General features: G+C 67.9%; 14 protein-coding genes. 6 read left to right on the top strand and 8 right to left on the bottom strand.

Features of this window, described 5'->3' with window-relative positions; all coding sequences use genetic code 11:
- Window positions 1–100 precede the first annotated feature (100 nt).
- The 3 genes from RIE32_06620 to RIE32_06610 all read left to right on the top strand — a co-directional run bounded on the left by RIE32_06620 (window position 101) and on the right by RIE32_06610 (window position 1,913).
- Window positions 101–1,126, top strand: coding sequence for a hypothetical protein (locus RIE32_06620; GenBank protein ID MEQ9095921.1), 1,026 nt, complete (start codon window positions 101–103; stop codon window positions 1,124–1,126).
- 47 nt (window positions 1,127–1,173) lie between these two features.
- The gene (locus tag RIE32_06615; protein MEQ9095920.1) at window positions 1,174–1,461 is read left to right on the top strand and encodes a hypothetical protein; all 288 of its coding nucleotides are present in this window, start codon (window positions 1,174–1,176) and stop codon (window positions 1,459–1,461) included.
- An 86-nt stretch (window positions 1,462–1,547) separates the two neighbouring features.
- Window positions 1,548–1,913 carry an FHA domain-containing protein gene (locus RIE32_06610; GenBank protein MEQ9095919.1) on the top strand — a complete coding sequence of 122 codons (366 nt, stop codon included), beginning with the start codon at window positions 1,548–1,550 and terminating at the stop codon, window positions 1,911–1,913.
- A gap of 40 nt (window positions 1,914–1,953) precedes the next feature.
- Here the strand turns inward: RIE32_06610 and RIE32_06605 are convergent, their stop codons facing one another.
- Together RIE32_06605 and RIE32_06600 are read right to left on the bottom strand one after the other, a co-directional pair.
- Window positions 1,954–4,458 (bottom strand): serine/threonine-protein kinase, encoded by a 2,505-nt coding sequence (locus tag RIE32_06605; protein MEQ9095918.1) that lies wholly within the window; start codon window positions 4,456–4,458, stop codon window positions 1,954–1,956.
- Between the two features lie 457 nt (window positions 4,459–4,915).
- A complete protein-coding gene (locus RIE32_06600) occupies window positions 4,916–6,244 on the bottom strand; it encodes a hypothetical protein (GenBank protein MEQ9095917.1) in 1,329 nt (442 codons plus the stop codon).
- 894 nt (window positions 6,245–7,138) lie between these two features.
- Here RIE32_06600 and RIE32_06595 point away from each other — a divergent pair.
- Window positions 7,139–9,328, top strand: coding sequence for a M60 family metallopeptidase (locus RIE32_06595; GenBank protein ID MEQ9095916.1), 2,190 nt, complete (start codon window positions 7,139–7,141; stop codon window positions 9,326–9,328).
- Here the strand turns inward: RIE32_06595 and RIE32_06590 are convergent.
- The 6 genes from RIE32_06590 to RIE32_06565 form a co-directional block, all read right to left on the bottom strand.
- Window positions 9,307–10,740, bottom strand: a complete 1,434-nt coding sequence (locus RIE32_06590) for a mechanosensitive ion channel family protein (GenBank protein ID MEQ9095915.1) — start codon at window positions 10,738–10,740, stop codon at window positions 9,307–9,309. The two genes, RIE32_06595 and RIE32_06590, sit on opposite strands and share 22 nt — an antisense overlap.
- On the bottom strand, window positions 10,737–10,907 hold the full coding sequence (locus tag RIE32_06585; protein MEQ9095914.1) for a PLDc N-terminal domain-containing protein: 171 nt from the start codon (window positions 10,905–10,907) through the stop codon (window positions 10,737–10,739). The genes RIE32_06590 and RIE32_06585 overlap by 4 nt, the downstream gene beginning before the upstream one ends.
- A 135-nt stretch (window positions 10,908–11,042) precedes the next feature.
- Complete coding sequence (locus RIE32_06580; protein ID MEQ9095913.1) at window positions 11,043–11,837, bottom strand: hypothetical protein; 795 nt, start codon at window positions 11,835–11,837, stop codon at window positions 11,043–11,045.
- Between the two features lie 89 nt (window positions 11,838–11,926).
- A complete protein-coding gene (locus RIE32_06575; GenBank protein MEQ9095912.1) occupies window positions 11,927–12,508 on the bottom strand; it encodes an SIS domain-containing protein in 582 nt (193 codons plus the stop codon).
- The gene (smc, locus tag RIE32_06570) at window positions 12,505–16,509 is read right to left on the bottom strand and encodes a chromosome segregation protein SMC (protein MEQ9095911.1); all 4,005 of its coding nucleotides are present in this window, start codon (window positions 16,507–16,509) and stop codon (window positions 12,505–12,507) included. The genes RIE32_06575 and smc overlap by 4 nt, the downstream gene beginning before the upstream one ends.
- A 134-nt stretch (window positions 16,510–16,643) precedes the next feature.
- Entirely contained in the window at window positions 16,644–18,680 is a 2,037-nt protein-coding gene (locus RIE32_06565; GenBank protein MEQ9095910.1) for a flagellar basal body P-ring protein FlgI, read from the bottom strand.
- A 461-nt stretch (window positions 18,681–19,141) separates the two neighbouring features.
- On the opposite strand from RIE32_06565, the gene dcd reads away from it, so the two are divergent.
- Together dcd and RIE32_06555 are read left to right on the top strand one after the other, a co-directional pair.
- A complete protein-coding gene (gene dcd, locus RIE32_06560; GenBank protein ID MEQ9095909.1) occupies window positions 19,142–19,714 on the top strand; it encodes a dCTP deaminase in 573 nt (190 codons plus the stop codon).
- Window positions 19,715–19,829: 115 nt separating this feature from the next.
- Entirely contained in the window at window positions 19,830–23,528 is a 3,699-nt protein-coding gene (locus tag RIE32_06555) for an adenosylcobalamin-dependent ribonucleoside-diphosphate reductase (protein ID MEQ9095908.1), read from the top strand.
- Window positions 23,529–23,685 lie beyond the last annotated feature (157 nt).

Raw genomic sequence — 23,685 nt, 5'->3', positions numbered from 1 at the left:
GCGCGCCAGGCGCGCTGCGCGGCGGCGACCCAGTGCGCGGGCGCGCACCGGTGCGCGTCGGCACGCGTGCAACACCAATCGCCAGAGAGAGAGGAACCCCATGTTCGTTTCAAGCCTGACCATCGCCCTGACCACCATGCTCTCGGCCGGCCCGGACCTGGACAAGAGCCCGCAGGGCACCGTCTGGATCGCCAACCGCGTCTCGGGCACCGTCTCGGTGATCGACGTGCGCCGCGACGAGGTCGTCCAGACGCTCGAGCTGCCCGGGGCCGAGCGCCCCGAGCCGATGTACGTGTTCTACTCGCAGCGCACCGACCGCGTGTTCGTGGGCGACCGGGGCAACGACCGGGTGGTCGCCTTCGACGCCACGACGCGCGAGATCGTCGGCGAGGCGAGCGCCGGTGAGGGCGTCTTCCACATGTGGGGCAGCCCGGCCACGGCCCAGCTGTGGGTCAACAACGACGTCGACAACACCACCTCGATCATCGACATGCGCACGCTCGAGACGGTGGGCGCCGTCGACACGCCCGCCGACCTGGTGGCCATGGGCGGCAAGCCCCACGACGTGATCGTCTCGCCGCTGGGGCTGCTCGCCTACGTGACGGTCATCGGCGTCGACGGCGACACCGACTGGGTCGTGCAGTACGACACGCTCAGCGGCGAAGAGATCGGCCGGGCCGAGGTGGGCGACGACCCGCACCTGTCCATCGCCTACGGCACGCGCGACCTGTACGTGCCCGCCCAGGGTGGCGACGCCGTGCACGTGCTCGACCGCCTGACGCTCGACGAGAAGGCGGTCATCGCCGTCGACAACGCGCACGGCGCTGGCATGGACCTGGACGGCCGCACGTTCTTTACGACCAACATCGCCGGCGGGGGCGATGGGGGGCTGGTGAAGATCGACACGAGAACGATGGAGGTCGTCGCCGAGCCCACCGATACGCCCTTCCCCACGCCGCACAACATCGCCCTGACGCCCAGCGGCAACAAGCTCTACGTCACCCACTCGGGCATGATGGCCGACCGGGTCAGCATCTATCGCGCGGCCGGCCGGCGCGGCCAGCCCCGCCTGATCGGCGAGGTGACCGTGGGGCGCAATCCCTTCGGCCTGGCGTACGTGCCCTGAGGGGGCGCCGATATCCGGCCGCCGCGACCAGGCCGATACCCTGCGTCATGCCCGTCTTCCTCGTCGCCGCCCGCGCCAGCAACGCCCAGGACGCCCCGCCGGCGGACTTGTCGCGCCTGGACGGCCTGTTCGACGACTGCACCCACCTCTGGCCCGGCCTCGCGCTGGTGCAGGCCGAGGCCAGCCAGAGCCGGGTGTACCACGACGCCAAGTGGTCGCTGCCCGACGGGTGCGGCGTGGTGGTGGCGATATTGGAGCACCAGCCCAAGTTCAAGGGGGTCCAGAAGGGCGCCCTCAAGTGGGTGCGCGAGCGGTGGGATGCAATGCCGGGGTGAATGGGGGTGCGCCGGGCGCCCGGCGAGCGGCCCTGCCCGCGGCCCGGCCGGCCGATATACTGCCACTCTACGTGGAGGAGGCCGCCATGCCGTCGCTGTCGATCGTTTCGGGCCCCAACGAGGGCGACTACTACCCGCTGGGCTCGCGCACCATGGTCGTGGGCCGGGACGAGGCCTGCCCCGTCCAGATCACCGACGACCGCGTCAGCCGCAAGCACCTGCAGATTCGTTGCGACCAGGGCCGCTATCTGGCCACCGACCTGAAGAGCGCTAACGGCCTGCGGATCAACGGCCGCGACGTCCAGGGCGAGTGCGAGTTGGAGGACGGCGACGTGATCGAGATCGGCCGCTCCAAGATCGCCTTCTGGGCCCGGGAATTCGACGATCGCGAGAGCGCCATGGACCACTGGCACGAGCGCGGCCACCGCACCCGGCCGACCATCCAGGACTAGCCGCACCCTATCGCACGGGCGATGGCGCCCGTTCTCTTGTTCATCCCCCCGGCAGCCTTCCACGCTCCCGCCAGGTCTCGATGTGCGCGTCGTGGCCGGCCTGCGGCTCGGCCGCGTGCCACGTGGTATACAGCGTGTCGAGCGATCGCGCCACGGCGATGGCCCGGACGTGCGTGGGCCCCAGCGTGGCCTCGATGGCGCCCCACGCCTCGAGCATCAGCGCTTCGGCCTGGGCGAACCGCTCCAGGGCCAGCAGGGTCTTGGCGTGCGTCCAGGCGAAGGAGCCCAGCATCCAGTGCCCGGGGGGCAGCTGGGCCCGCGCCGCGGCGAGCGCGGCGGCGCCCTGGGCCCGGGCGTCGTCCCACTTCTCCTGCACCTGCAGGCAGTCCACCAGTCGCATCGTGGTCGTGATCGTGTTGGGGTGGTCCTCGCCCAGGCGCGCGCGGTAGAAGGCAAGAACCTGGCGGTAGATCGGTTCGGCGTCGGCGGCCCGGTCCATCCGCACCAGGGCCTCGGCCCACCCCGAGCGCGCGTTCTGCGTGGACGGATTGTCCTCGCCCAGGGCGCGCTCGAATCCCTCGGCGGCCAGGCGGAAGTACCGCTCGGCGTCCTCGTCGGCGCTGCGCGTGATGGCCAGGTGCGCCAGGTTGAGGTACGAATTGAGCGTGTCGGTGTGGTTGGGGCCCAGCGTCGCCAGGCGCAGCTCCAGCGTGCGCTCGCCAATCGCCCGCGCCTCGTCGAGCCGGCCCATGACGCGCAGCGTGTCGGAATGGAAGTCCGCCGCGTCGAGCGTGCGCTGGTCGCGCTCGCCCAGCGTCGCCTCGAAGCCCGCCGAGGCGCGGCGGAGTTCGATCTCGGCCGGCTCCATCATGCCCGCGCGAAGGTACGCCAGGCCCAGGAGCTTGCGCAGGTCGGCGTGGTCGTCCGGCGCCCCTGGCGACTCGGCTTCTCGCAGGGCCAGGGCCGATTCGAGCACGGCGATGGCGCGCTCCAGCAGGCCGACCTCCATGATCGTCTCGCCCAGCGTGCCCAGGAGCCGGGCCCGCAGGGCCGGCTGCGTGCCGAACTGCGCATTGACGGCGTCGATCGACGGATCGAAGAGCTCGGCCTGGAACAGCCACAGCGCCACATCGGTGAAGTTCAGTTGGCCCAGCAGCGTGAGTGCCGCGTCGGCGGCCTGCGGGTCGGCCCCCGTCTCGCCCACGCTCCGCACGCGCTGGGCGAGGTGCTCGAAGAGCTTCGTCCCCGCGCGTTCGGGGTCGAGCCCCGAGAGCTGCGCCGCCTGGAACGACGTGACCACCTCGAGCTGCTCGGCACGCCGCACCGCCTGGGCCTCGGCTCGCTCGGCGCGCTGCGCCTCGGCGCTGGCTTCCGCCGCGGCCAGTTCGGCATCGACGCGCGCCGCGTCAGCGGCTCGACGCGCTTCGACCGCCCATGCCAGGCCCACGCTCGTGCCGATGATGCCCAGCACCAGCGCGACGGCGACGAGCGCGCCGGCGGCGACCTGTGCACGATTGCGTCGAACGAACTTCCGCAGCCGGTAGCTCGTGCTGGGGGGACCGGCGACGACCGGCTCGTCGTGCAGGTGTCGCTCGACGTCCTTGGCCAGCGCGTTGGCCGTCTCGTACCGGCGCGTGCGGTCCTTCTCCAGGCAGCACATGACGATCCAGTCGAGATCGCCTCGGAGGATCAGGCCGAGCTTGCGGACATCGGCGCGCCGGCGCTGGGCGGTCAGGCTGGCGCTCTCGCCCAGCGTGGACAGGCGGGTGCTGGGCTTGGCCGGCTCGACCTCGCGGATGATCCGCATCATCTCGCCGAAGCCCTTGCTCATCAGGTCGCGGCCGTCAAAGGGCGTCGTGCCCGTAAGAAGTTCGTACAGCAGCACGCCCAGCGAATAGACGTCGCTCCGCGTATCGATGTCCAGCGCCGACATCTCGGCCTGCTCGGGGCTCATGTATTCGGGCGTGCCGATGACCTGCCGCTGCTCGGTAAACACCGTCTTTTGCGTAAGCTCGGTGTTGGTTGCCTTGGCGATGCCGAAGTCGATCACCTTGGGCGTGGGCCTGTCGCCTTCCAGCGTTACCAGCACGTTGCTTGGCTTGATGTCGCGATGGATGATGCCCTTCTGGTGGGCGTGCTGGATCGCTTCGCACACCTGGATGAACAGGCTCAGACGCGCACGGGTGTCCAGCTTGTGCGTGTCGCAGTATTCCAGGATGGGCACGCCCTTGATGTGCTCCATTACGAAGTACGGCCGACCGGTCTCAGTCGAGCCGGCATCGAATACCTTGGCGATTCCCGGGTGGTCCATCATCGCCAGCGCCTGGCGCTCGGCCTCGAAGCGTGCGATCACCTGCTTGGTGTCCATGCCCAACTTGATGATCTTCAGCGCAACCTGACGCCGGACCGGCTCGGATTGCTCGGCGAGCCAGACCGTGCCGAAGCCACCCTCGCCCAGGCGTTGGAGCAGCTTGTAGCGATCAATGTGCTGACCCGGCTCGGCCCGATCTCCGTCGACAATCGTCGCGTCGTCACGCTCCGCCATGATGCCCCCCTTCGAGTGCAGCCTCTTTCAAGGCTGGCCGCAATCATCCTAGCCGATGAGTCCACGGGCCTTCGTCGGAGACGTGGTCGTGGCGGGCGGTTGTGTTTCTGCCATTGCCGGGTCTCGACTGAGGTCGTCGCCCACCCGGCTGGTCCCAACTCTGCCATCAGCGCCAACTACGCCTCGCCAGGACGATCCTTGAGCACCAGCCCAAGTTCGGGGGCGCGCGCAAGCGCGCTGCTGGCCATGGCGTTGCTGGCGAACTGGCTGGTCGGCTTTGAGGACGACCGTGCCGATGCGCGAAGTGCGCTGCGGGTTGGCGCCATCGAGCACGAGCCGTGGGGGCGCGTCGAAGTCGAAGCGGATACACCACCGCCCGCGAAGAGCATTCCCAGGAACGCTTCTCGCGGGCGGTGGCTGCAATTCCTCGCCACGAATCTGATGATCGACGAGCTTCTTACGAGTCCGCACGCTCGGACGTGGTGCCTCCACCCGATGCGTCGGCGTCTTCCTCATCCTCGCCGGTCACGGGACGCTGGCGAAAGTCCTCGCCCATAGGCGTCAGGCGGAGAACCTTGCCCGTCGACGCCTCGACCTCCAGCGTGATGCCGCGTACGGCGAAGGCCAAGCCGTGGCGGAAGTACTTACGCATCGCGACGGAGTCGTCGGACATGCTCAGGAACTGTACCGTGTTATTGATCGGTCGAGCGACGTCGTTCTCGCGCAGTTCGGTGTTGATGCGCTCGGCGCGGGCGAACGGGCGCACCGAAGCGGCAATCTCCTCTTCGCGGGCCGCGGCCATTTCCTCAGCCGTCAGTCGAACGGGGGGCGGGGGCGTCTCGTCCATCAGCACGCCGGTGGTATCCATGTCCTCGGGCGGGATCGTCTCTCCACGCTCGGCGGCCTCACGCTCGGCCCGCTCGCGGGCCTGCCGGCGGGCTTCGATGACCTCGCGGGCCCGCTCACGCTGCTCGGCCCGCTGCTGCTCGGCCAGCGCCTGGGCCTGCTGGCGTTCGTACAGGTCACGCTCGTACATCCGCTCGGCACGCTTGCGTACGGCCTCGGAGTCGAGCTTGATCGCGATATCGGCTGCCCGGACGTAGGCCACCTCGCCCACCACCCGCAGGAACACTCGGTCACGCGTGCCAGTGGCAAGCAAGCCGATGTCTTCGCCGTACGGAGCGCGGAGGTACGGTCCGTCGTCCCTGCTTTCGATGATCTCACCCAGCAGGCGGCTGAGCGGCAGCCCGTAGCTCTCGGTCTCGCTAAGGCGCACCGTGATCGCTTCGGCGTCCTCCCAGTTCGTACCCGGGGCCAGATCGGCGGCCTCGGTGGGAATAAGTCCGCCCGCCTCGACGCCGCTAACGGTGATCGCCGAGGCCGCGCTGACGGCAACGTCGCGCAGGTTCGAGTCGGCCTCACCCATCCACGCGTCATCGCGCGCGGGCGTCTCGGTGAAACGCTGGCGCCGGCCGTACTCATCGCTAAGCATATCCGCGACATCAATAGAGCCCCAACGCATCGTGCCGCCGCCCGAGTTCAGGCTCGGCGCCGAACTGCCAAAGAAATTACTCACTTCCGGGTCATTCTGGTACAGGTACATGTCGCCAACGCGCACATCCTCCTGGAAGGGAAGCACGGGCACATATCCGCTGCGCCCGATGTCTTCGTTCCAGTCCTCGTAGAAGCTCGAGCGAACGCCAAGATCTGGCCCCGACGAACAACCGGCAAGCCCGAGCGAACAAACGAGCGAACTCACGGTGATCCAACCAAGTTGACGATTCATCGCTTTCCCCTTTCGAGTTTCTTGGTACCAGGAACCACGGTCGGCTCGCGATTGCGTTCCATGGTTGGAATCGCCGTCTGCGGTCGTGATGTTGTCGTTCCTCTGCGAGCGATGCTAGTCCATTTGACGGGCGATACCCAAGCTCACCTGCTCGACACGGGCTTCCACCCTTGGGGTTCGGGTATCTTCGTAAGATCTCAACCAAGTCGACCAGAATCTGTGTAGTTTTGCGCACGTCTTGGTAGATGCGCTATGGCGAGGTACCAGAGAAGATGGGTGCGGAGCGGCCGATGGTGCGGGCCCGCAGATCGATATCCAACCACTGCCTTGCGGCGGCATACGTCGCTTGCTTTGCGAGGCGAACGAGGTTCTGACGACGGATGCACCCGTACTGGCATCATTAAGTTGTGCTTGTGGCACTTGCGGGCTCTGGGCACGACGGGTCAGCGGGCGCGGCTTTGCTCCGCACGAGGGGGCGCTGTCCGATTGTGCGGTGAGAAGTCGTAAGTGCTTGCTCGGTCCGTGCACGGGTGTGCGGGTGGCATACCAGTGGCCTCGCCCATGCGCGTGCAGCCGACTACCCCGATCACCGCGCTCGTCTGGGGAGCCGGTCTGGGGCTCGGGGGGGCTTGGTTGTGGGGCTGGTCGCCGGGCTGTTGGTGGGTAACTCCACGGCGTGGCTGCTGCTGACAATCTCCACGGCCGCCTTCATCCTCTAGGCCGTCACGGGCCACCCCGCCCGCCAGCCCTGCCCCGGCTGCGGCTACGAGACTCGCGGCCTGCCCCGCGACGACGACACTGGCGCGGTGCCCTGAGTGCGGCCGGCTGGTACCCCTGCGGGCTGGCGACACGGGCTCGGGCCTGCCCTAGCGGTGGGCTCTCTACCCTGAGCCCATGATCAGCCCCTTGCGCACCATCGCGGCCGCCGCCATCGCGCTGGCCACCATCTCAGCTCTGGCCGCCCTCCCGGCCCGCCCCCAGCCCGACGCCATCGCCACGGGCGGCAACCCCGCCTCGCTGGTGGTCTATGCCCAGGGCGAACCGCTCGCCACGCTGGCCGATGGCACCGTGCTCGCCGCTCGAACGGTGGCGGGCGAGGGGCGCGTCGCCGCGATCGGCCACGGCGGGTTCCTGCGCGATGACCGCGGCCAGACCGAGGCGTTCCTCGACGAGATCATGCGCTGGCTGCTCGATGGCAGGGCCAGCACGCGCGCCTGGGGCGTGCCCGACAACATGCGCGAGCGCCTGGCCGAAGCGGGCGTGACGCTCGAGGCCGTCGGTGGCAACATCGACCAACTCGACCTGGCCGGCGTTGACTTGATGATCGCCTCGCCACAGGCCTTCGCCCGCGCCGGCCGGCTCGGCGACCTGCGCGCCTGGCTGCTGGGCGGCGGCGCACTGCTGAGCGCCGAGACGGCCTGGGGCCAGATCCAACTCGGCCACGCCACCGGCGCCGACGACCTGGCGGCCAACGAGTTGCTCGGCGAGCACGGCATCCTCTACACCGAGCGCGCCATCTCGCCCGGTCGCGACGGGCTGTACGCGCTCGATGCCGACGCGAACGCCGCCGCCAACGCGAGCGCCGCGCTGGCGGTCCTGGCCGGTGACACCGAAGGCGACGTCGTCCGCGCCGCCCGCGTCGCGCGCCAGGCCCTGGCCATCGCGCCCCTCGACGGCCCGCTGATCGCCGCCGCCGATGCGCTCGCCGAGCGCCATCGCGAAGAGCTCAACGCCGCCTACGCCGCCATGGCCACCACGCCGCTGCGGCTGAAGGACCAGCCGCTGGCGTGTGCGCTGCTCGACCTGGAAGCCCGCCGCGCGACCATCGCCGCGTCCACCGGCAAGGTCGCGGCCCACCCCAGCCACGCCGCCTTCCCCGGCGCCGTGCCCGAGAGCGCCCCGCGGTTGACCCGACAGATCACGCTCAACGACGGCATCCCCGGATGGCGCACCACGGGCCTGTATGCCCCGGCCGGCGAGGCCATCACGCTCCGAGTCATCGAAGGCGAATCAAGCGGCGCGGCCTTACAGATCGGCTGCTGGCTCGACCCCCAGGACTTCGACGACCGCGTGCGCATGCCCCGGGCCACCTTCCGCGCGCCCCTGCAGAACGTCGCCGCCACGCTCGCCTCGCCCATCGGCGGGCCGATCTACCTCGACCTGGGCGATGCGCCGGCGGACGTGACCATCGAGGTCGCCGGCGCCGTCGAGATGCCACGCTTCCGCCTGGGCCACACCGACGTGGCCGAGTGGCAACAGCACCTGCGCCACCTGCCCGCGCCCTGGGCCGAGCTCGAATCCGACGAACTGGCCTTCTCGCTGCCCGCCGCGGCCGTGCGCGACCTCGAGCGGCCCGACCTTGTGATGCAACACTGGGACAAGGTCCATAGCGCGATGCAGGGCCTCGAGCCGCGCTCGTCGCGCCACTGGCCCGATCGGCAGTACCGCTACGTTGCCGAGAAGCGCCTGAGCTGGGGCTACATGTACTGCCCCAGCGACGCGCCGATCGTCATCCCCACGACCGCCGCGCGTGACATGGTCGACCTCGCGAACTTTGACGCCGACGGCGAGAACAAGCTCTGGGGCCACTACCACGAGATGGGCCACGCCCACCAGAACCCCATGTGGACCTTCGCCGGCACGGGCGAGGTAACGGTCAACATCTTCACCGTGCTCGCGCTGCACCGCGTCAACGGCTACCCGCTCGACGGCGAGATGATGCGCAGCGACCCCGAACGTGCCCTGAGCGCCATGTACGCCCACATCGAAAAGGGCGCGCCCTTCCACCGCTGGAAGAGCGACCCGTTCCTGGCCTTGCAGACCTATGCCCTGCTCTGGCACGAATTCGGCTTCGAGGCCTTCGACCGCGCGTTCCGTTCGTACGAATCGCTATCCGCCGACGAGTTGCCAAAGAGCGACGACGAGAAGCGCGACCGCTTCGTCGTCCAGATGAGCCGGGCGGTGGAGCGGAACCTCGAACCGTACTTCAGGGCGTGGGGCGTGCCGCTGAGCGAAGAGCCGGCGAGCGAACTCGTCGACCTGGAAGCCTGGATGCCCGAGGGCTATGAGCCGCCCTCCCGCTGAGCGGATTGGCCCAGCACGTTCGAGCCCTCTTCCGGGTCGCGGGCCTCGTCGGCCTGCTTCTCCAGGTCGGCCGTCTCGCTGGCCAGGTCGCCTTCGGCTTCGGTCACGGCCTCGATGCGCTCGCGACGTTCGGCCGGTGCCGACGGCTTCGCACCGCGCGGTGCGTCGTGTTCGTCGAGCATCCGCACCGGCACGCCCTTCGGGAAGATGACCTCGCGCGATTCATCGGGCATGGAGATACCCTCACGCGTCAACGCCGTCTTGGCCAGCCGCATCGCCGAACTGCCGACCTTCAGCATGCTGTGCTCCGATCCGTCGATCCAGTAATATGCGCGGAGGTTCACCGTCGAGGCGCCCAACTGCTCGACCAGCACCAGCGGCTCGGGGTCGTCCAGCACGGCCCGATGGTCTTGCAGCATCGATCGCAAGACTTCCTGAGCGTGCGAGATGTCGTCGTCGTAGCCGATGCCGACGGTGAAGCTCAGCCGAACCTTTGGGTTCGCCGTGTAGTTCTTGATGGTGCTCTTATAGACCGTGGCGTTGGAGATCTGGATGTGGTTGCCATCGAAGTCGATGAGCAGCGTCCCCCGGCTGGTGACCTTGCGCACCACGCCGAGCTTGCCGTCGACCTCGATGACGTCGCCCAGGCGGAACGGGCGCTGCACGCTCAGCAGCAGGCTGGCCAGGAAGTTCTCGGCAATGTCCCGGAACGCAAAGCCCAGGATCAATCCGATGATGCCCGTGCCGCTGACGACGGTGAGAGCGATGCGGGTCATGCCGCTGACGCGCAACGCGATGTACACGCCCACCAGCAGCACCACGATGTACACGAGCTTGCGCAGAACGGCGCGCAGCAGGTCGCTGTCGGTGCCGCGTCCGATGGCCGGGCCCGCGAGCCGCTGGGCAAGGGTTGCCGTCACGAACGTGATCAGTAAAACGAGGATACCGCCGCCCAGCAGCGGGGCCGACGCGATCGCCTGTCGCCATAGGGCCACCAGTTCCCGCTTTGCCGGTTCGATGGTCCAGATCGGCCCCTGCTCGATGGTGATGTTGTTCACCACCGCCACCACGCCCTCCGTGCGGCGCGCAAGATCGCCCGCGAGCGTTCGGGACTCTTCCTTTTCGGTCGAACCACGCAGGAAGGCCACGCCCTCGCGAACTTCCACGTCGATCTGCGAGAAGCGTTCGGTCGCGCGAAGGACTTCACCCAGGCGACGCGCAATCCGCTCATCGTCGACCTGGTCCTCGACTCCGACGGCCTGTTCGCTGGCCGAGACCTCGCGATCGGGCTCCAGGGGCGGCGAGCCGGGAGCCTCGTCCTGCCAGGCTCCCGATATCGACGCGGCAACGAGGATGCACGCCACCGCCACGAGTCGGGCCAGCAGGGCCGCGGACGGATGCCGGGATCTCACGTGCTCTTGCCGACCAGGAAGTAGATGATCATGCCGATCACCGGCAGCAGGAGCACGACCAGCGTCCAGACCACCTTCCAGCCGACGCTCTTGTTCGCGCCCAGGATGCTGATGATCGCGATGATGTCCAGGATCAGGATGATGAGGCCGATGATGCCATATTCCATGGTGATGCTCCGTAGACCGTTGCCCGGGAAGGCGCGGGTTCCCGTCGATCCCGCAGCTAACCAAAGCTAGTGGCCATACGTGAAAGCACCCGGCCACATCGAGTGAATGCCCGCTCATGTTTGCCATGCACGACGTTAGTTCGTCAGCAGGCCTCGGGCCCGGCCCATCGTTGTGTCGTCGATCAGCGGTCTGGCTGAACCGCGCTCGCCCAATTTCAGGAGCCAGGGCGCCGACTCGTCCGCGTCGCTGAAGCGACCATCGCCGTCGGTATCGCCGAGCAATTGGAAGTACAGGTACTCGCGATCCCAGTCTATCCAGGCGCGAACCACCCGCATGCCCTCGGGCGTTACCACGCGCGGATTGCGGGCATCGCCGTCGGCAACCCACGCCCGCCTCGCATCCAGGCTGTCCAGCAGGCCGTCGCCGTTGGTGTCTTCGGTTGTTGCCAGGTAGAGCACGGCCCAGACGCTCTGGTCGCTGGAGCGAGGCCGGGTCAGGAAGGCGACCGAACTGATGACACCGCGGCGATCGAGCAGCATCCACCGTTCATCGCTAGACAGGTCTCGTCCGAATGCGTTGTGCCATCGAACTCGGCTGGCCGCATAGCTCGCGCCGCTGGCCGAGCCGTACGAGGCATTCTCCAACCAGCCTTCACCGCCGACGCGCGTGCGTGCGGCCGCATACGTGCCGCGTCGCTGAAACGGATCGTCGGCCTGGAACCACCCCTTGTCGTCCTCCATGACGAAGGGCACGAGCACCACCTCGTGGCCCGGAAGGCCGATGGGCCGTTCGAGCGCCGGACGCCCCTGGACGGTGTCCCCGGTCGTGGTCTGTGCGATGCTGTGGCTCTCCAGTTGATGGGTCGCGTGGCACCCACCAATAACGACGACAGCCAAACATACTCCGATCCCTGCCAAGATCCTGCGCATGCGAAACCTCCTTGACGGTACTTCGCAAGGGAGTGCGTGAGCCACATGACGCAAGCGCAACTCGGTTGAGTGAACGAAAACGGTCGGGCTCAGGAGTCCCCGAACATCCGCCGCTCCACGCCCTCGACCAGCGCGTGCAGGATGAGCATGTGGATCTCCTGGATCCGATCGGCGGTCGGTTGGGCTGTGGGTACGCCGGGCACGATCCACTCGAGGTCGCACGCGCCGGCCAGCCGGCCGCCGTCGCGGCCCAGCAGTGCGATGGTCCGCATGCCCGCCGCACGGGCGGCTTCGACGGCCCGCACGATGTTCGGCGAGTTGCCGCTGGTGCTTAACGCCACCAGCACGTCGCCCTTCTGCCCCAGCGCCTGCACGCCGCGAGCGAAGACCTCGTCATACCCGTAGTCGTTCGCGACGCACGTGATGTGCCCCGCGTCGGTCAGGCTGACGGCCGCCAGCGGCGTGCGGTCCTTGCGAAACCGGCCGGTCAGTTCCTCGCAGAAGTGCATGGCGTCGCAGGCGGAACCGCCGTTGCCGCACGCGAGCACCTTCTTGCCCTCGGCAAACGCTTCGGCCAGCATGTCGGCGGCCAAATCGAGGGTCGTGAAGTTGCGTCCGTCGGCCAGGAACGCCTCCAGCACCCGCTTCGCGTTCTCGAATGCCTCGATCACGCGTTTGCCTCGGCCATCTCGGCTTCGTCGGCCCCGCTGGTCTCGGTTGCTTCATTTGCTTCGACACGAGTCGGCTCGCCGCGCTTCATGTTGGCCAGTGCGTCCCGCAGCTTGGGCTTGTCGCTCGCAGATCGCGCCGACGAATCCACCGCGGCGGCGCTCAGCCGGCCATCGGCGCCCACCTGATCGAACCGCACGCCCACGCGCGTCGAGACACCGCGCTCCTGCATGGTGACGCCGTGGAGGCGGTCGCACATGGCCATCGTCTTCTTGTGGTGGGTAATGACGATGAAATTGCTCTTGACGCTGAACTGCTTCACCACGCGGCTGAAGCGGTCGACGTTGGCGTCGTCGAGCGCCGCGTCCACCTCGTCGAGCACGCAGAAGCAACTGGGCTTGCTCTGGAAGATCGCAAGCAGGAGCGCCACCGCCGTCATCGCCTTCTCGCCACCCGAGAGCTGGCTGATCGACCGGGGTTGCTTGCCCGGAGGACGCGCGACGATCTCGATGCCGCTTTCGAGCAGGTCGATCTCGTCGGTCACGACCTTTTGCCCGTCCACCTCGCGCACCAGCGGCATCAGCTTGATTTCGGCCCGTCCGCCGCCAAAAAGCTGCCGAAACAGCCCATCGTCGCCCGCGAAGCTCTCCCGCACGCGCTCCAGCATGTCGCCAAAGCGGTGCCGGCTGGCCTCGTTCAATTGGTCGATCAGCGTCTCCAGGCGAATGCGCGCGTTGTCGATGTCCTCGACCTGGGCGGCCAGTTGCTCGTTCTTACCCGCCAGTTGGCCCTCTTCATCCATGGCCGACAGGTTCACGCTTCCCAGCTTGTCGATCGACTTCTTCAGCGTGGCGATGGCCTGGGCCGATTCGTCGTCGCCCATGGCGCGCATGACGCCGTGCTCGTCCTCGCCCAGCGCCTCGCGATAACCCGGCAATTCGGCGGGCAGGTCCAGCCCGTCCTCGTCCATCGTGCGCTGGACGAGGTTCTCAAGCCGGATATCGGCTTCGCGGCCACGCAGTTCCAGATCGTGCCAGGCCTTATCGATGTCCCCGGCCGACCGCCGCGCCGCGTCAAACTTGCGCTCCAGCCCCAGCGCCGCTTCCTGCGCCGCGTGCAGGGCCGACCGCTTGCCATCGATGCCGCCCCGCACCGCCTCGGCTTGGGCCTGGAGTGACTCGATCTCTTCAGCTGCCTCACGCGCCGTCTTCTGGTGGGCCTGGGCCTGCTCGCTGGCCCGTTGCACGTGCTGGGCCAGGTCTCGCTGGCTCGCACGGTGCTTCGCCGCCGCGTCGCGCAAGCCGGATGCCTCACGCCGCGCCGCGCCGATCTGCTCGCCCAGCCGGCTGGCGGACACGCGTGCCACCGTCAGGGCCTCGGCCAGCGAATCGGCATCCTTCTCAGCCTGATCGACTTCCCTCGCCAGCGTCTCCATGGCCGATCGTTCGTCTTCGAGGATGCTCGCAAGCGAGCTCAGCTTGTGCTCCAGTTCTTCGACCCGCTGGCGAGTCTGTTCGCCGTTGGCCGCCGCTGCCTGCGACTCGTCTCGGGCGCGCTGCTGCTGGCGTTCCAGCCGAGCCAGCGCATCACCGGCACGCTCGGCCTCGCCTTCGGCCTTAAGCCGGGCCTGCACCAGGTCGTTCAACGTGCGCTGCAACGCGGTCTGCCGTTCGGCCAGGTCGCCGGCCTTGGCGTCGAGCGTCCGTAACGCCGCCTGTGCGCGCTCCAACTCGGCGGTGGCCTGCGACAGATCGGTGGTCAATTGCTCGAGCTCGGCTCGCCGTTGAAGCACGCCGACGGCCTGGCCCTCACCGTCGCCCGCCGTCAGCGGTCCTGCACTGATGATGCCGGGGTGCTTTAGCACGCTGGCGGCGCTATCGGTAATGGTCGCGCTGCGCATGGGGCCGGCCGCAAGCAGTGCCGCCGACTCGAGGTCGGTGGTGCGCCAGCAATCGTGCAGCAGCACGTCCAGCAACCCCGACACCGACGTCGGATCAACGCCCGCATCCCGGCACGCTCGCTCGTCGACGCCGGCGACCTCTCGCAACGGCAGTAAGCGTCCCGCCGAACGCATCGCGGCAAACGCGGCGTGATCGGGCCGCGTTTCAACCGCCGGCACGCCCATGCCCAGCGGCACGAAGCTCACGCGGCCCGTGAGCGTTGCCAGCTCTTCTTGCCCGGGCATGGCGTTCATCGACGGAACCACGAGCGCCGACAACAGCGAGCCCAGGGATGCTTCAACCTGCGGCGCGTGCTCGATCGGGACGCGGATGAGTTCGGCCAGCGGCGCGATCACCGACGAAAATCCATCGCCCGCTGCCGCTCGATCCAGCACTTCGCGCGCCGGCTGACCCAGACCCTCGCGCGACGCAAGGACTTCTTCCACGGCGTGGTGTCGCGTCTCCAGCCGCAAGCGACGCTCCTCGAGAGCCTTGACCTCGCTGGACTGCTTTGCACGCCCCTCACCAAGCGACGCGGCCTGGTCTTCCAGCTTCGAAGCTTCGCGGGTTTGTTCGTCGTGGTCCTGGCGCAAGGTATCGGCTTGCTGCATTGCCGCGTCACGCTGCTCGGCCAGCCGCTGCGCCTCCTCATCCAGCGTGGCGAGTTCGGTCGCCGCCTGCCGGGCCTTCTCGGCCAGTTGCTCGGCCCGGCGCTTCTCCTCGGCGATGCGGCCCTGGGCCGAGAGCTGGTCGCGCTCGATGCGCTCGACCTCGCGGCGCTTCTCGGCATGCGCCTGACGCTTGTGCGCCACGGCTTGTTGTGCCTCCTGCCGCGCTTGCGAGGCCTGCTCCAGTACGCGCTCGGCGTCGGCCAATTGCTCGGCCACCGCGGCCACGTTCTCGGCAGCCTTCTCCGCCTGCGCCTCTGCAAGTTCGGCCGCTTGTTCGACCTCGGCCAGGCGCTGGCCATCGGCGTCCAGACGCGAGAGCGCTTCGCCCGCCGAACGCTCGGCCAGCTCCTTCCTGTGCCGGGTGCGCTCGACGGCCTGGTTCGCTTCGGCCAGTTCTTCTTCGGCCATTCGCAACGTCTTGGCCGCTTCATGTCGTTTGAGGTCGGCTTCCTGACGCTCCTTCTCGAGGGCGCTCAATTCCGCTTCGGCCTTGTCGCGTTGTTCGCGGGCGACTTCCATGTCTGCATGGATGCGCTCGACCGCGGTCGTAAGCGCATCGTGCTGTGCCAAGGCACGGGACGCGCGCCATGCCTTGAGCTCGGCATCCAGTTCCACGAACTGCCGGGCCCTGGCGGCCTGACCGCGCACGATCTTCAGCCGACGCTCGGTATTGGCGAGTTGCTCACGCGTGACCGCCAGATTGCGCTCGGCCCGATCCAACTTGCGGATCGACTCGACGCGCCGCTGGCGGTAGCGCGCGATGCCCGCGGCTTCTTCGAAGATCGTCCGCCGCTCCTGCGGGTTGGCCAGCAGCATGGCGTCGACGCGGCCCTGCTCGATGATCGAATACGCGTCGGCGCCCACGCCCGTGTCAAGGAACAGGTCGCGGATGTCCTTCAGCCGGCGACGCTTGCCATTGATCAGGTACTGGCTGCCCCCGTCGCGATACAGACGGCGCTCCACCTCCACGACGTCCGAATCGACCGGCAGCCCGCGGCGGACCGTCCGGCGGTCGGCCAGCACGCTGTTGGCGTCGGGCTCTTCATCGATCTCGCTGAGTTCGTCCTCGGTGGCGTCGATCGCCAGCGGCTCGGCTTCGGGCACGTCGGCCTTAGGCGCCTCGTCAAGCAGGGGGTTCTCGAAGGTCAGCGTGACGCTGGCCATCCCAGCGGGCTTGCGCGCGGCCGACCCGGCGAAGATCACGTCGAGCATCTCCTTGCCGCGAAGGCTCTTGCTGCTGCGCTCGCCCAGCACCCACTTGAGGGCGTCGACGACGTTGCTCTTGCCACACCCATTGGGGCCCACGATGCCCGTCACCGGGTCATCGAAGTGGAATTCCGTCCGATCGTCGAACGATTTGAACCCATTGAGCGTTAGCTTGGCAAGCCGCATCGGACCTCCTGTCACCATTGGCCCGCGTCGCCGCGGACCGGGCTGGCGTCCTGCCGCCCGAGCCCACAGTATCGGCCCCCGGCCACCAGAGACGTGGGATTCTTCGGCCCAAATTGCCCCGTGCGCGGGGGTTATCAGCCCTGGGGTTCGACCGGCGTCTCACCCATCGCCTCCCCGGCCTCTTCCAGCGTCTGGTCGTCGATTTCCTGACCGCCCAGGGACCGCTGGATGAACCGCTGGAGCGGGTCGCCCTCTTGCGGCGCCTGGCCTTCCAACTCGGGCCGATCGGCAATCGCGCCGCGCGTGGATCGATCGACGCTTTCGCGCAGCAGGTTGCGCTCGACCTGCCATTGGGCTTTGACCGCGCCGACCTCCTGGAGCTTGGAAACCACCGAGACGATGCTGCCAAAGCTCATGCCCAGCCCGGCCATCGGCCTTTCGATGGTGGGCTTGGTCGCCAGGAACTCGATGAACTCGTGCAGGGTCGCCGGCGCATCGGGCACGGTCACCAGCCAGTCGGCGGGCATGTGGCGATAGCGAACCCGCACGTCGTAGCCGTCTGGGTCGTAGTCGGATTCACCGACCTCGGGTCGTGCGAGGATCAGGTCGTCGCTGATCCGAAGCACCGAACCGGGCTGGATCTCAAGCTCGGGCCCGAACAGCACCAAGCCCGCCCGACCCTGCTGACGCAAGAAGATCAGGGGCTCTCCCAGCGGCACGCGATCGACCACGAATCCGCCGGGCATGACGTCTCGACGGAGGCCCTGGATCAGGCTGCCCCGGAAGTTCGTGCGGGCGTATTCGCTCCAGTCCCGCAGCACGCCCACGGGGTCGACGCCCGGGGGCACGCTCGTTCGCTCGAGCACGTCGCGGAGCTCACGCATGCCGGCGCGCTTGGCCAGGGCCTCGTAGGCCGCGACGCGCACCGAGACGCTCGAGGCCGCGGCCATGTCCTGCAGCGTGGCGTCGATCATGGCGCCCGTGCCCAGTTCGCCCAGCAGCCTCAGGGCCTCGATCTGCAGGGCCTCGTTGTCGCCGCGGGCGATGGCAATCAGGGGTCGTTCCGCGTTGGGGTCGCCCAGCCGGGCGCCCACCCGCAACGCCGCCATGCGGGGGGCAATCTCGGGCCAGTCGTACAGGGTCGACACCGACGTAGACCCGCGGACGGCCACCGGGCCCAGCGCCTCGAGGGCCCAGGCGAGCCGGTCGGCGTAGCCGGGCTCTTCCTGCAGTGCTCGCACGTAGCGGCCGACGTATCGCTCTTCGCGGCCTTGAGCATCGGGGTTGATGTGCGCCACCAGCCGCAGGAATTCCTCGGGCCGGTCCTTGTAGCTCCAGGGAATGCTCACGGTGACCAGCGAGGTGGTCGCGTCGGACTGGCCGGTCAGGCGGCCGCTGGCGATGTCGCCGCGGTCGACCGGGCTGTTGCCGAACCGGCTGTTGATCAGCGAGGCGATGGCCCGCGTGCGACGGGGGCTGGGCACGTTCAGCCGGATGGCCAGCTCCAGCGGGTTGGTCATGGTGCCCCCGCCGATGATGCGGCCCTGCGTGGGGTTCGAGCGCGGGCCGGCGGCGAAGGGATTGACGTAGACCGGGCCCTGCGCAAAGCCCACCAGCCGGGTGGCCGGGCCGCCCTGGACGGTGGGGCGGCCCAGGCGCAGATCGGTGCGCCACAGGTGCCCGCCGGTGAGTTCCTCGTTGTTCAGGGCGTAGACCAGGACGTCGAAGGTGGAGCCCTGCGGGGCGCCCGGGGCCACCAGGCCCAGCACCGCCACGACGCTGACGTCGGGCCGGCGGATGAAGCTCTCGGGGCTCTCGCCCTCGAAGGGGGTGCCCTCGAACATGTCCATACCGCGGGCGCCCTCGCGCAGCGAGAGCTGGCGGATGACGGTGGCCTCGACGGCCTGGGGCAGCGGGCCGCCCTGGCCCTTGGTGCCCACGACGATGCCCAGGCCCGAGACGAGCGTGGGCTCGACGCCGATGATCGTGGCCGACGCGCCCACCGTGCCGCGGAGCACGCTTGGGCCCTCGAAGGGCACGACCACGCCGCCGCCGGGATCGACCACGCGTCCCTTGCTCTTGCAGCCGGCCACGCTCGCCAGCACGATGCCGAGCAGCGCCAGCACGGTCAGGAGGCTGGCAAGGCGAATCGAGGGCATGCGAATGGGCATTCGGCGGTCTCCAGCGGTGGGTAGAGCCAGACTCTACGAGCGCCGTGGGGGATTGCTGCACCTGGCCCGTGCACTTCTCAGAGGATAGGCTCTCTGTGTTTGGGTTTCAACAGGGTTTTTGGCCATGCTTGGCGTTGCCCGTTGGATTGAGGTCGGCCGAGGGCGGGCAATTTCATGTAAAACACAGCATGATGTATATGTGTTTTCCAGAGCCACTACCTGTTGATATCTGGCGCTTGCGCTGTCGGTTGGGTGTGCCCTGGGCGCGCAAGTGTGTTGGAGAGCGAAGCTTAGGGTGAAGATGGGTCGACCGACAGGATATCCATACTGTATCTTGTGGTCAAAAAGTCTTGCGTCTACACGTTGTAGTGGGTAGAGTGGAGACGCCGATGAACGCGTCCGGCTGGGTGGCTCGGACCTCACGCGGCGGTGGTGGGCCTCAAACAGGGAAGGAAACCGCGATGCCCGTGCTGTGCGACGAACAGATCAGGGAGTTGGTTCGCATCGAACCATTCGAGAAGGGCGAACGGCGGCCTGGTAAGATTTCGTACGGTGTATCGAGCTACGGCTACGACGTGCGGGTCGGGCCGACCTTCAAGATCTTCACGCCCACGCCCAGGAGCGGCGGCATCACGGTGGTGGACCCCAAGAACTTCACCGACGACCTGTTCGTCGAGGTGAACTGCGACGACCACAAGACCGACCACGTCATCATCCCGCCCAACAGCTTTGCGCTGTGCGAGACGGTCGAGTTCTTCGAGATCCCGCGTGACTGCCTGGTCATCTGCGTCGGCAAGAGCACCTACGCCCGCTGCGGCCTGATCGTGAACGTGACGCCCCTCGAGCCCGAGTGGCGCGGCAAGATCACGCTGGAGATCAGCAACACGACGCCGCTGCCGGCGCGCGTGTACGCGAACGAGGGCATCGCGCAGCTCGTGTTCTTGAAGGCCGACCAGGTGTGCGCCACGAGCTATGCGGATAAGGCTGGGAAGTATCAGGATCAGGGTGGGTTGACGCTGCCGAAGGTGGACTAGCGGATACCTCTCGGGGGGAATCAGAAGACGAATCAGGCAAGGAAGTCTCGGGTCATGGACGAACCGAGAACCAGCATTCCATCACGCATCGACAAAACGCGAAGGTACGTACGCGATGAAAATCACCCGCAAATTCACCACCGCCGGCCAGGACCCCTTCGACACCGTCAAGTGGACGACGCGGTCGAGCAAGATCAGCAATCCTGATGGGTCGATCGTCTTCGAGATGAACGACGCCGAGGTGCCGGCGACGTGGAGCCAGCTTGCGACGGACATCGCCGTGAGCAAGTACTTCCGCAAGGCGGGCGTGCCGCAGATGGAGAAGGCGGGTTCGATCATCGCCGGGGGGTGGCAGGCCGCCGCCAAGCGGGCCAAGGATGGCCTCCCCTCCGGCGTGCAGAAGGACGCCGACGGCAAGGTGGTCTTTGGGCCTGAGCGCAGCGTGCGCCAGCTCGCGCACCGCTTGGCCGGTTGCTGGCGCCACTGGGGCGAGCAGCACAAGTACTTCGATAGCTCGGAGGACGCGCAGGCGTTCTACGACGAGCTGGTGTACATGCTGATCCACCAGATGGCGGCGCCCAACAGCCCGCAGTGGTTCAACACCGGGCTGAACTGGGCGTACGGCATTGACGGGCCGGCCCAGGGCCACTGGGTGCCCGACCCCAAGTCGGGCGAGGTGAGCCTGGCCGGCGGGGCGTACGAGCACCCACAGCCGCACGCGTGCTTCATCCAGAGCGTGAGCGACGACCTGGTGAACGACGGCGGCATCATGGACCTGTGGGTGCGTGAGGCGCGGCTGTTCAAGTATGGCAGCGGCACGGGCACCAACTTCAGCCGCCTGCGCGGCGAGGGCGAGCCGCTGAGCGGCGGCGGCAAGAGCAGCGGGCTGATGAGCTGGCTGAAGATCGGCGACCGGGCCGCGAGCGCCATCAAGAGCGGCGGGACCACCCGGCGAGCTGCGAAGATGGTGTGCCTGGACATGGACCACCCCGACATTGAGAGCTTCGTGAACTGGAAGGTTCGCGAGGAGATCAAGGTGGCGGCGATGGTCGAGGGGCTGACGAAGATCGCCGGCGAGCGCGCCAGCATCCACGACCCCGAGACGGTGGGCGAGACGGCCAGGCGGCTGGGGCTGAAGCTGGATTTTGACTTCAACGGCGAGGCCTACGCCAGCGTCAGCGGGCAGAACAGCAACAACTCGGTGCGCGTGCCCGATAAGTTCTTCGAGGCCGTCGATGCGGGCGGCGCGTGGGAGACGCGCTGGCGGACGGCCGAGGGCGTGGCGCGCACGCTGGATGCGCGGAAGCTGTGGGACGACATCGCGTACGCCGCGTGGCGGTGCGCCGACCCGGGCGTGCAGTTCGACAGCACGATCAACGCGTGGCACACGTGCCCCGAGGGCGGCCGTATTAATGCCAGCAACCCGTGCAGCGAGTACATGTTCCTGGACAACACGGCGTGCAACCTGGCGTCGCTGAATCTGATGAAGTTCTATGACGCTCCGACGCGTCACTTCGACGTGCGTGCGTACGAGCACGCGATCGATTTGTGGACCATGGTGCTCGAGATCAGCGTGTTGATGGCGGCCTATCCCAGCAAGGAAGTGGCCGAGCTGAGCTGGAAGTACCGCACGCTGGGGCTTGGCTACGCCAACCTGGGTGCCATGCTCATGCAGGCGGGCATTCCGTATGACAGCGAGGACGGGCGTGCGATCTGCGGCTGCCTGACGGCGATCCTGACCGGCGGGTCGTACCGCATGTCTGCCAAGATGGCCAAGGAGCACGGGCCGTTCGCCGGGTATAAGGCCGACGAAGAGCACATGCTGCGGGTGATGCGCAATCACCGCCGCGCCGCCCACGGCGTGAAGCGCGAGGCGGCCGAGTGGGAGGGGCTGAACGCCAGGACGCGTCCGGTGCCGATCGATCAGGCGCGCTGCCGCGGCGGCGAGATTCCCGTCGCGAACACGCCCGAGCTGCTGGATCGCGCGAAGATGGCGTGGGACCAGGCGATCCAGCTCGGCGAGAAGCACGGCTATCGCAACGCTCAGACCACGGTGATCGCCCCGACGGGCACCATTGGCCTGCTGATGGACTGCGATACGACGGGCGTGGAGCCGGACTTCGCGCTCGTGAAGTTCAAGAAGCTGGCGGGCGGCGGGTACTTCAAGATCGCCAACGCGAGCGTGAAGCCCGCGCTGGAGGCCATGGGCTACGACGAGGGCCAGCGGCAGGACATGCTGCGGTACCTGCTTGGCGCGCTGCACCTTGAGGTCGAGTTGCCCGAAGGCGTGCCGGGGGCGCAGATTGGCCAGACGCTGGCGCAGTGGCTGCGCAGCAAGGGGCTGACCGAGCAGGACCTCAAGACCATCACCGACGCGCTGCCGGGCGTGTTCGAGCTTGGCTTCGCGTTCAGCGCATGGGCGCTGGGCGACGAGACGCTCGAGCGAGCGGGCGTGGACGCCCAGGCAGCCAAGGCCAATCCGTCGTTCAACCTGCTGCGAGAGCTGGGGCTGTCGCGCGAGCAGGTCGGCGCCCTGAACCTGCTGGTGTGCGGCACGCAAACGCTCGAGGGCGCGCCGCATCTGAAGGACGAGCACCTGCCGGTGTTCGATTGCGCCAACACGTGCGGCCCCTTGAGCACGCGGTACATCGAGCCGCAGGGGCACATCCGCATGATGGCGGCGGCCCAGCCGTTCATCAGCGGTGCGATCAGCAAGACCATCAACCTGCCCAATGACGCAGGCGTGGAAGACATCAAGGACTGCTACCGCCTGAGCTGGGAGCTGGGGCTGAAGGCCAACGCGCTCTATCGCGACGGGTGCAAGCTCAGTCAGCCGCTGAGCACCAAGAGCGACGCGAAGGACGAAGAAGTCGACGAGAAGAAGGCCGAGGCGCCCGTGGTCGTGGCCGTTGATCTCGAGGACGAGCTTGACGTTGATGAGCAAGGCGAGGCCGAGGCGCTGGAAGAAGTCGAGGAACTCACGGTGACGGCGGTCGAGCAGGCCAGCAAGGCCGACGAGGCGGCAACGGTGAAGACCGTGGAGCGGATCGTGCACCGGCCCATGCGGCGCCGGTTGCCCGACACGCGTGGATCGATCACGCACAAGTTCAACATCGCCGGCCACGAGGGCTACCTGACGGTGGGCCTGTATGAGGACGGCTTGCCCGGCGAGTTGTTCATCACGATGGCCAAGGAAGGTTCGACCATCGGCGGCCTGATGGACAGCCTGGGCACGGCAGTGAGCGTGTCGTTGCAGTACGGCGTGCCGCTGGAGAGCCTGGTCCGCAAGTTCACGCACCAGCGCTTCGAACCGGCGGGCATGACGACCAACCGCGACATTCCGCTTGCCAAGAGCCTGGTCGATTACATCTTCCGTTGGCTTGGCATCCAGTTCATCCCCGGCTATCGCGAGGCCAACACGCCCAAGCGCACCGGCTCGGGCGAGGCATCGAAGACCGACACGAACTCAGGGACGGGTGACCGCATTCGTTCGCTCGCCGGACCCACGGAGGGGTCCGGTGGGCGGGTCGAGACCGCCGCCCGCGCAACGCGTGAGGCCAATACCGGCCCCGGCGAGGACGCAACGGGTTCGGTGCGTGCACGCACGTCGGCCGAGGTCGTGGTGCCCAGCCGCCAGAAGCCGGTGGAATCTGGTACGCAGGCCCAAGCCAAGACCGGCGAGGCGGCCCAGCTGTCCTCGATGCTCGAGAGCATGGCCGACGCGCCCGCCTGCGACGTGTGCGGCACCATCACCGTCCGCAACGGCACCTGCTACAAGTGCCTGAACTGCGGCAACAGCATGGGATGCAGCTAATGACCGGATGCCGGCGCACGACAGCGCCGGCCTGAAGGCCTCCTTCTCTCCCACAGATCGTCGGGATCACGCCCGCCCCCTTCTTTCCGGCGGGCTCGCCACCACCCGGTCCCGATGATCGCCACCCGCCCCCGGGCCCGCCACCAGGCCCGGGGGT

The organism is Phycisphaerales bacterium, assembly GCA_040221175.1.
GTDB lineage: Bacteria > Planctomycetota > Phycisphaerae > Phycisphaerales > UBA1924 > JAHCJI01.
Note: the sequence above shows the minus strand (reverse complement) of the source record. Positions and strands in the feature narration are given on the sequence as shown.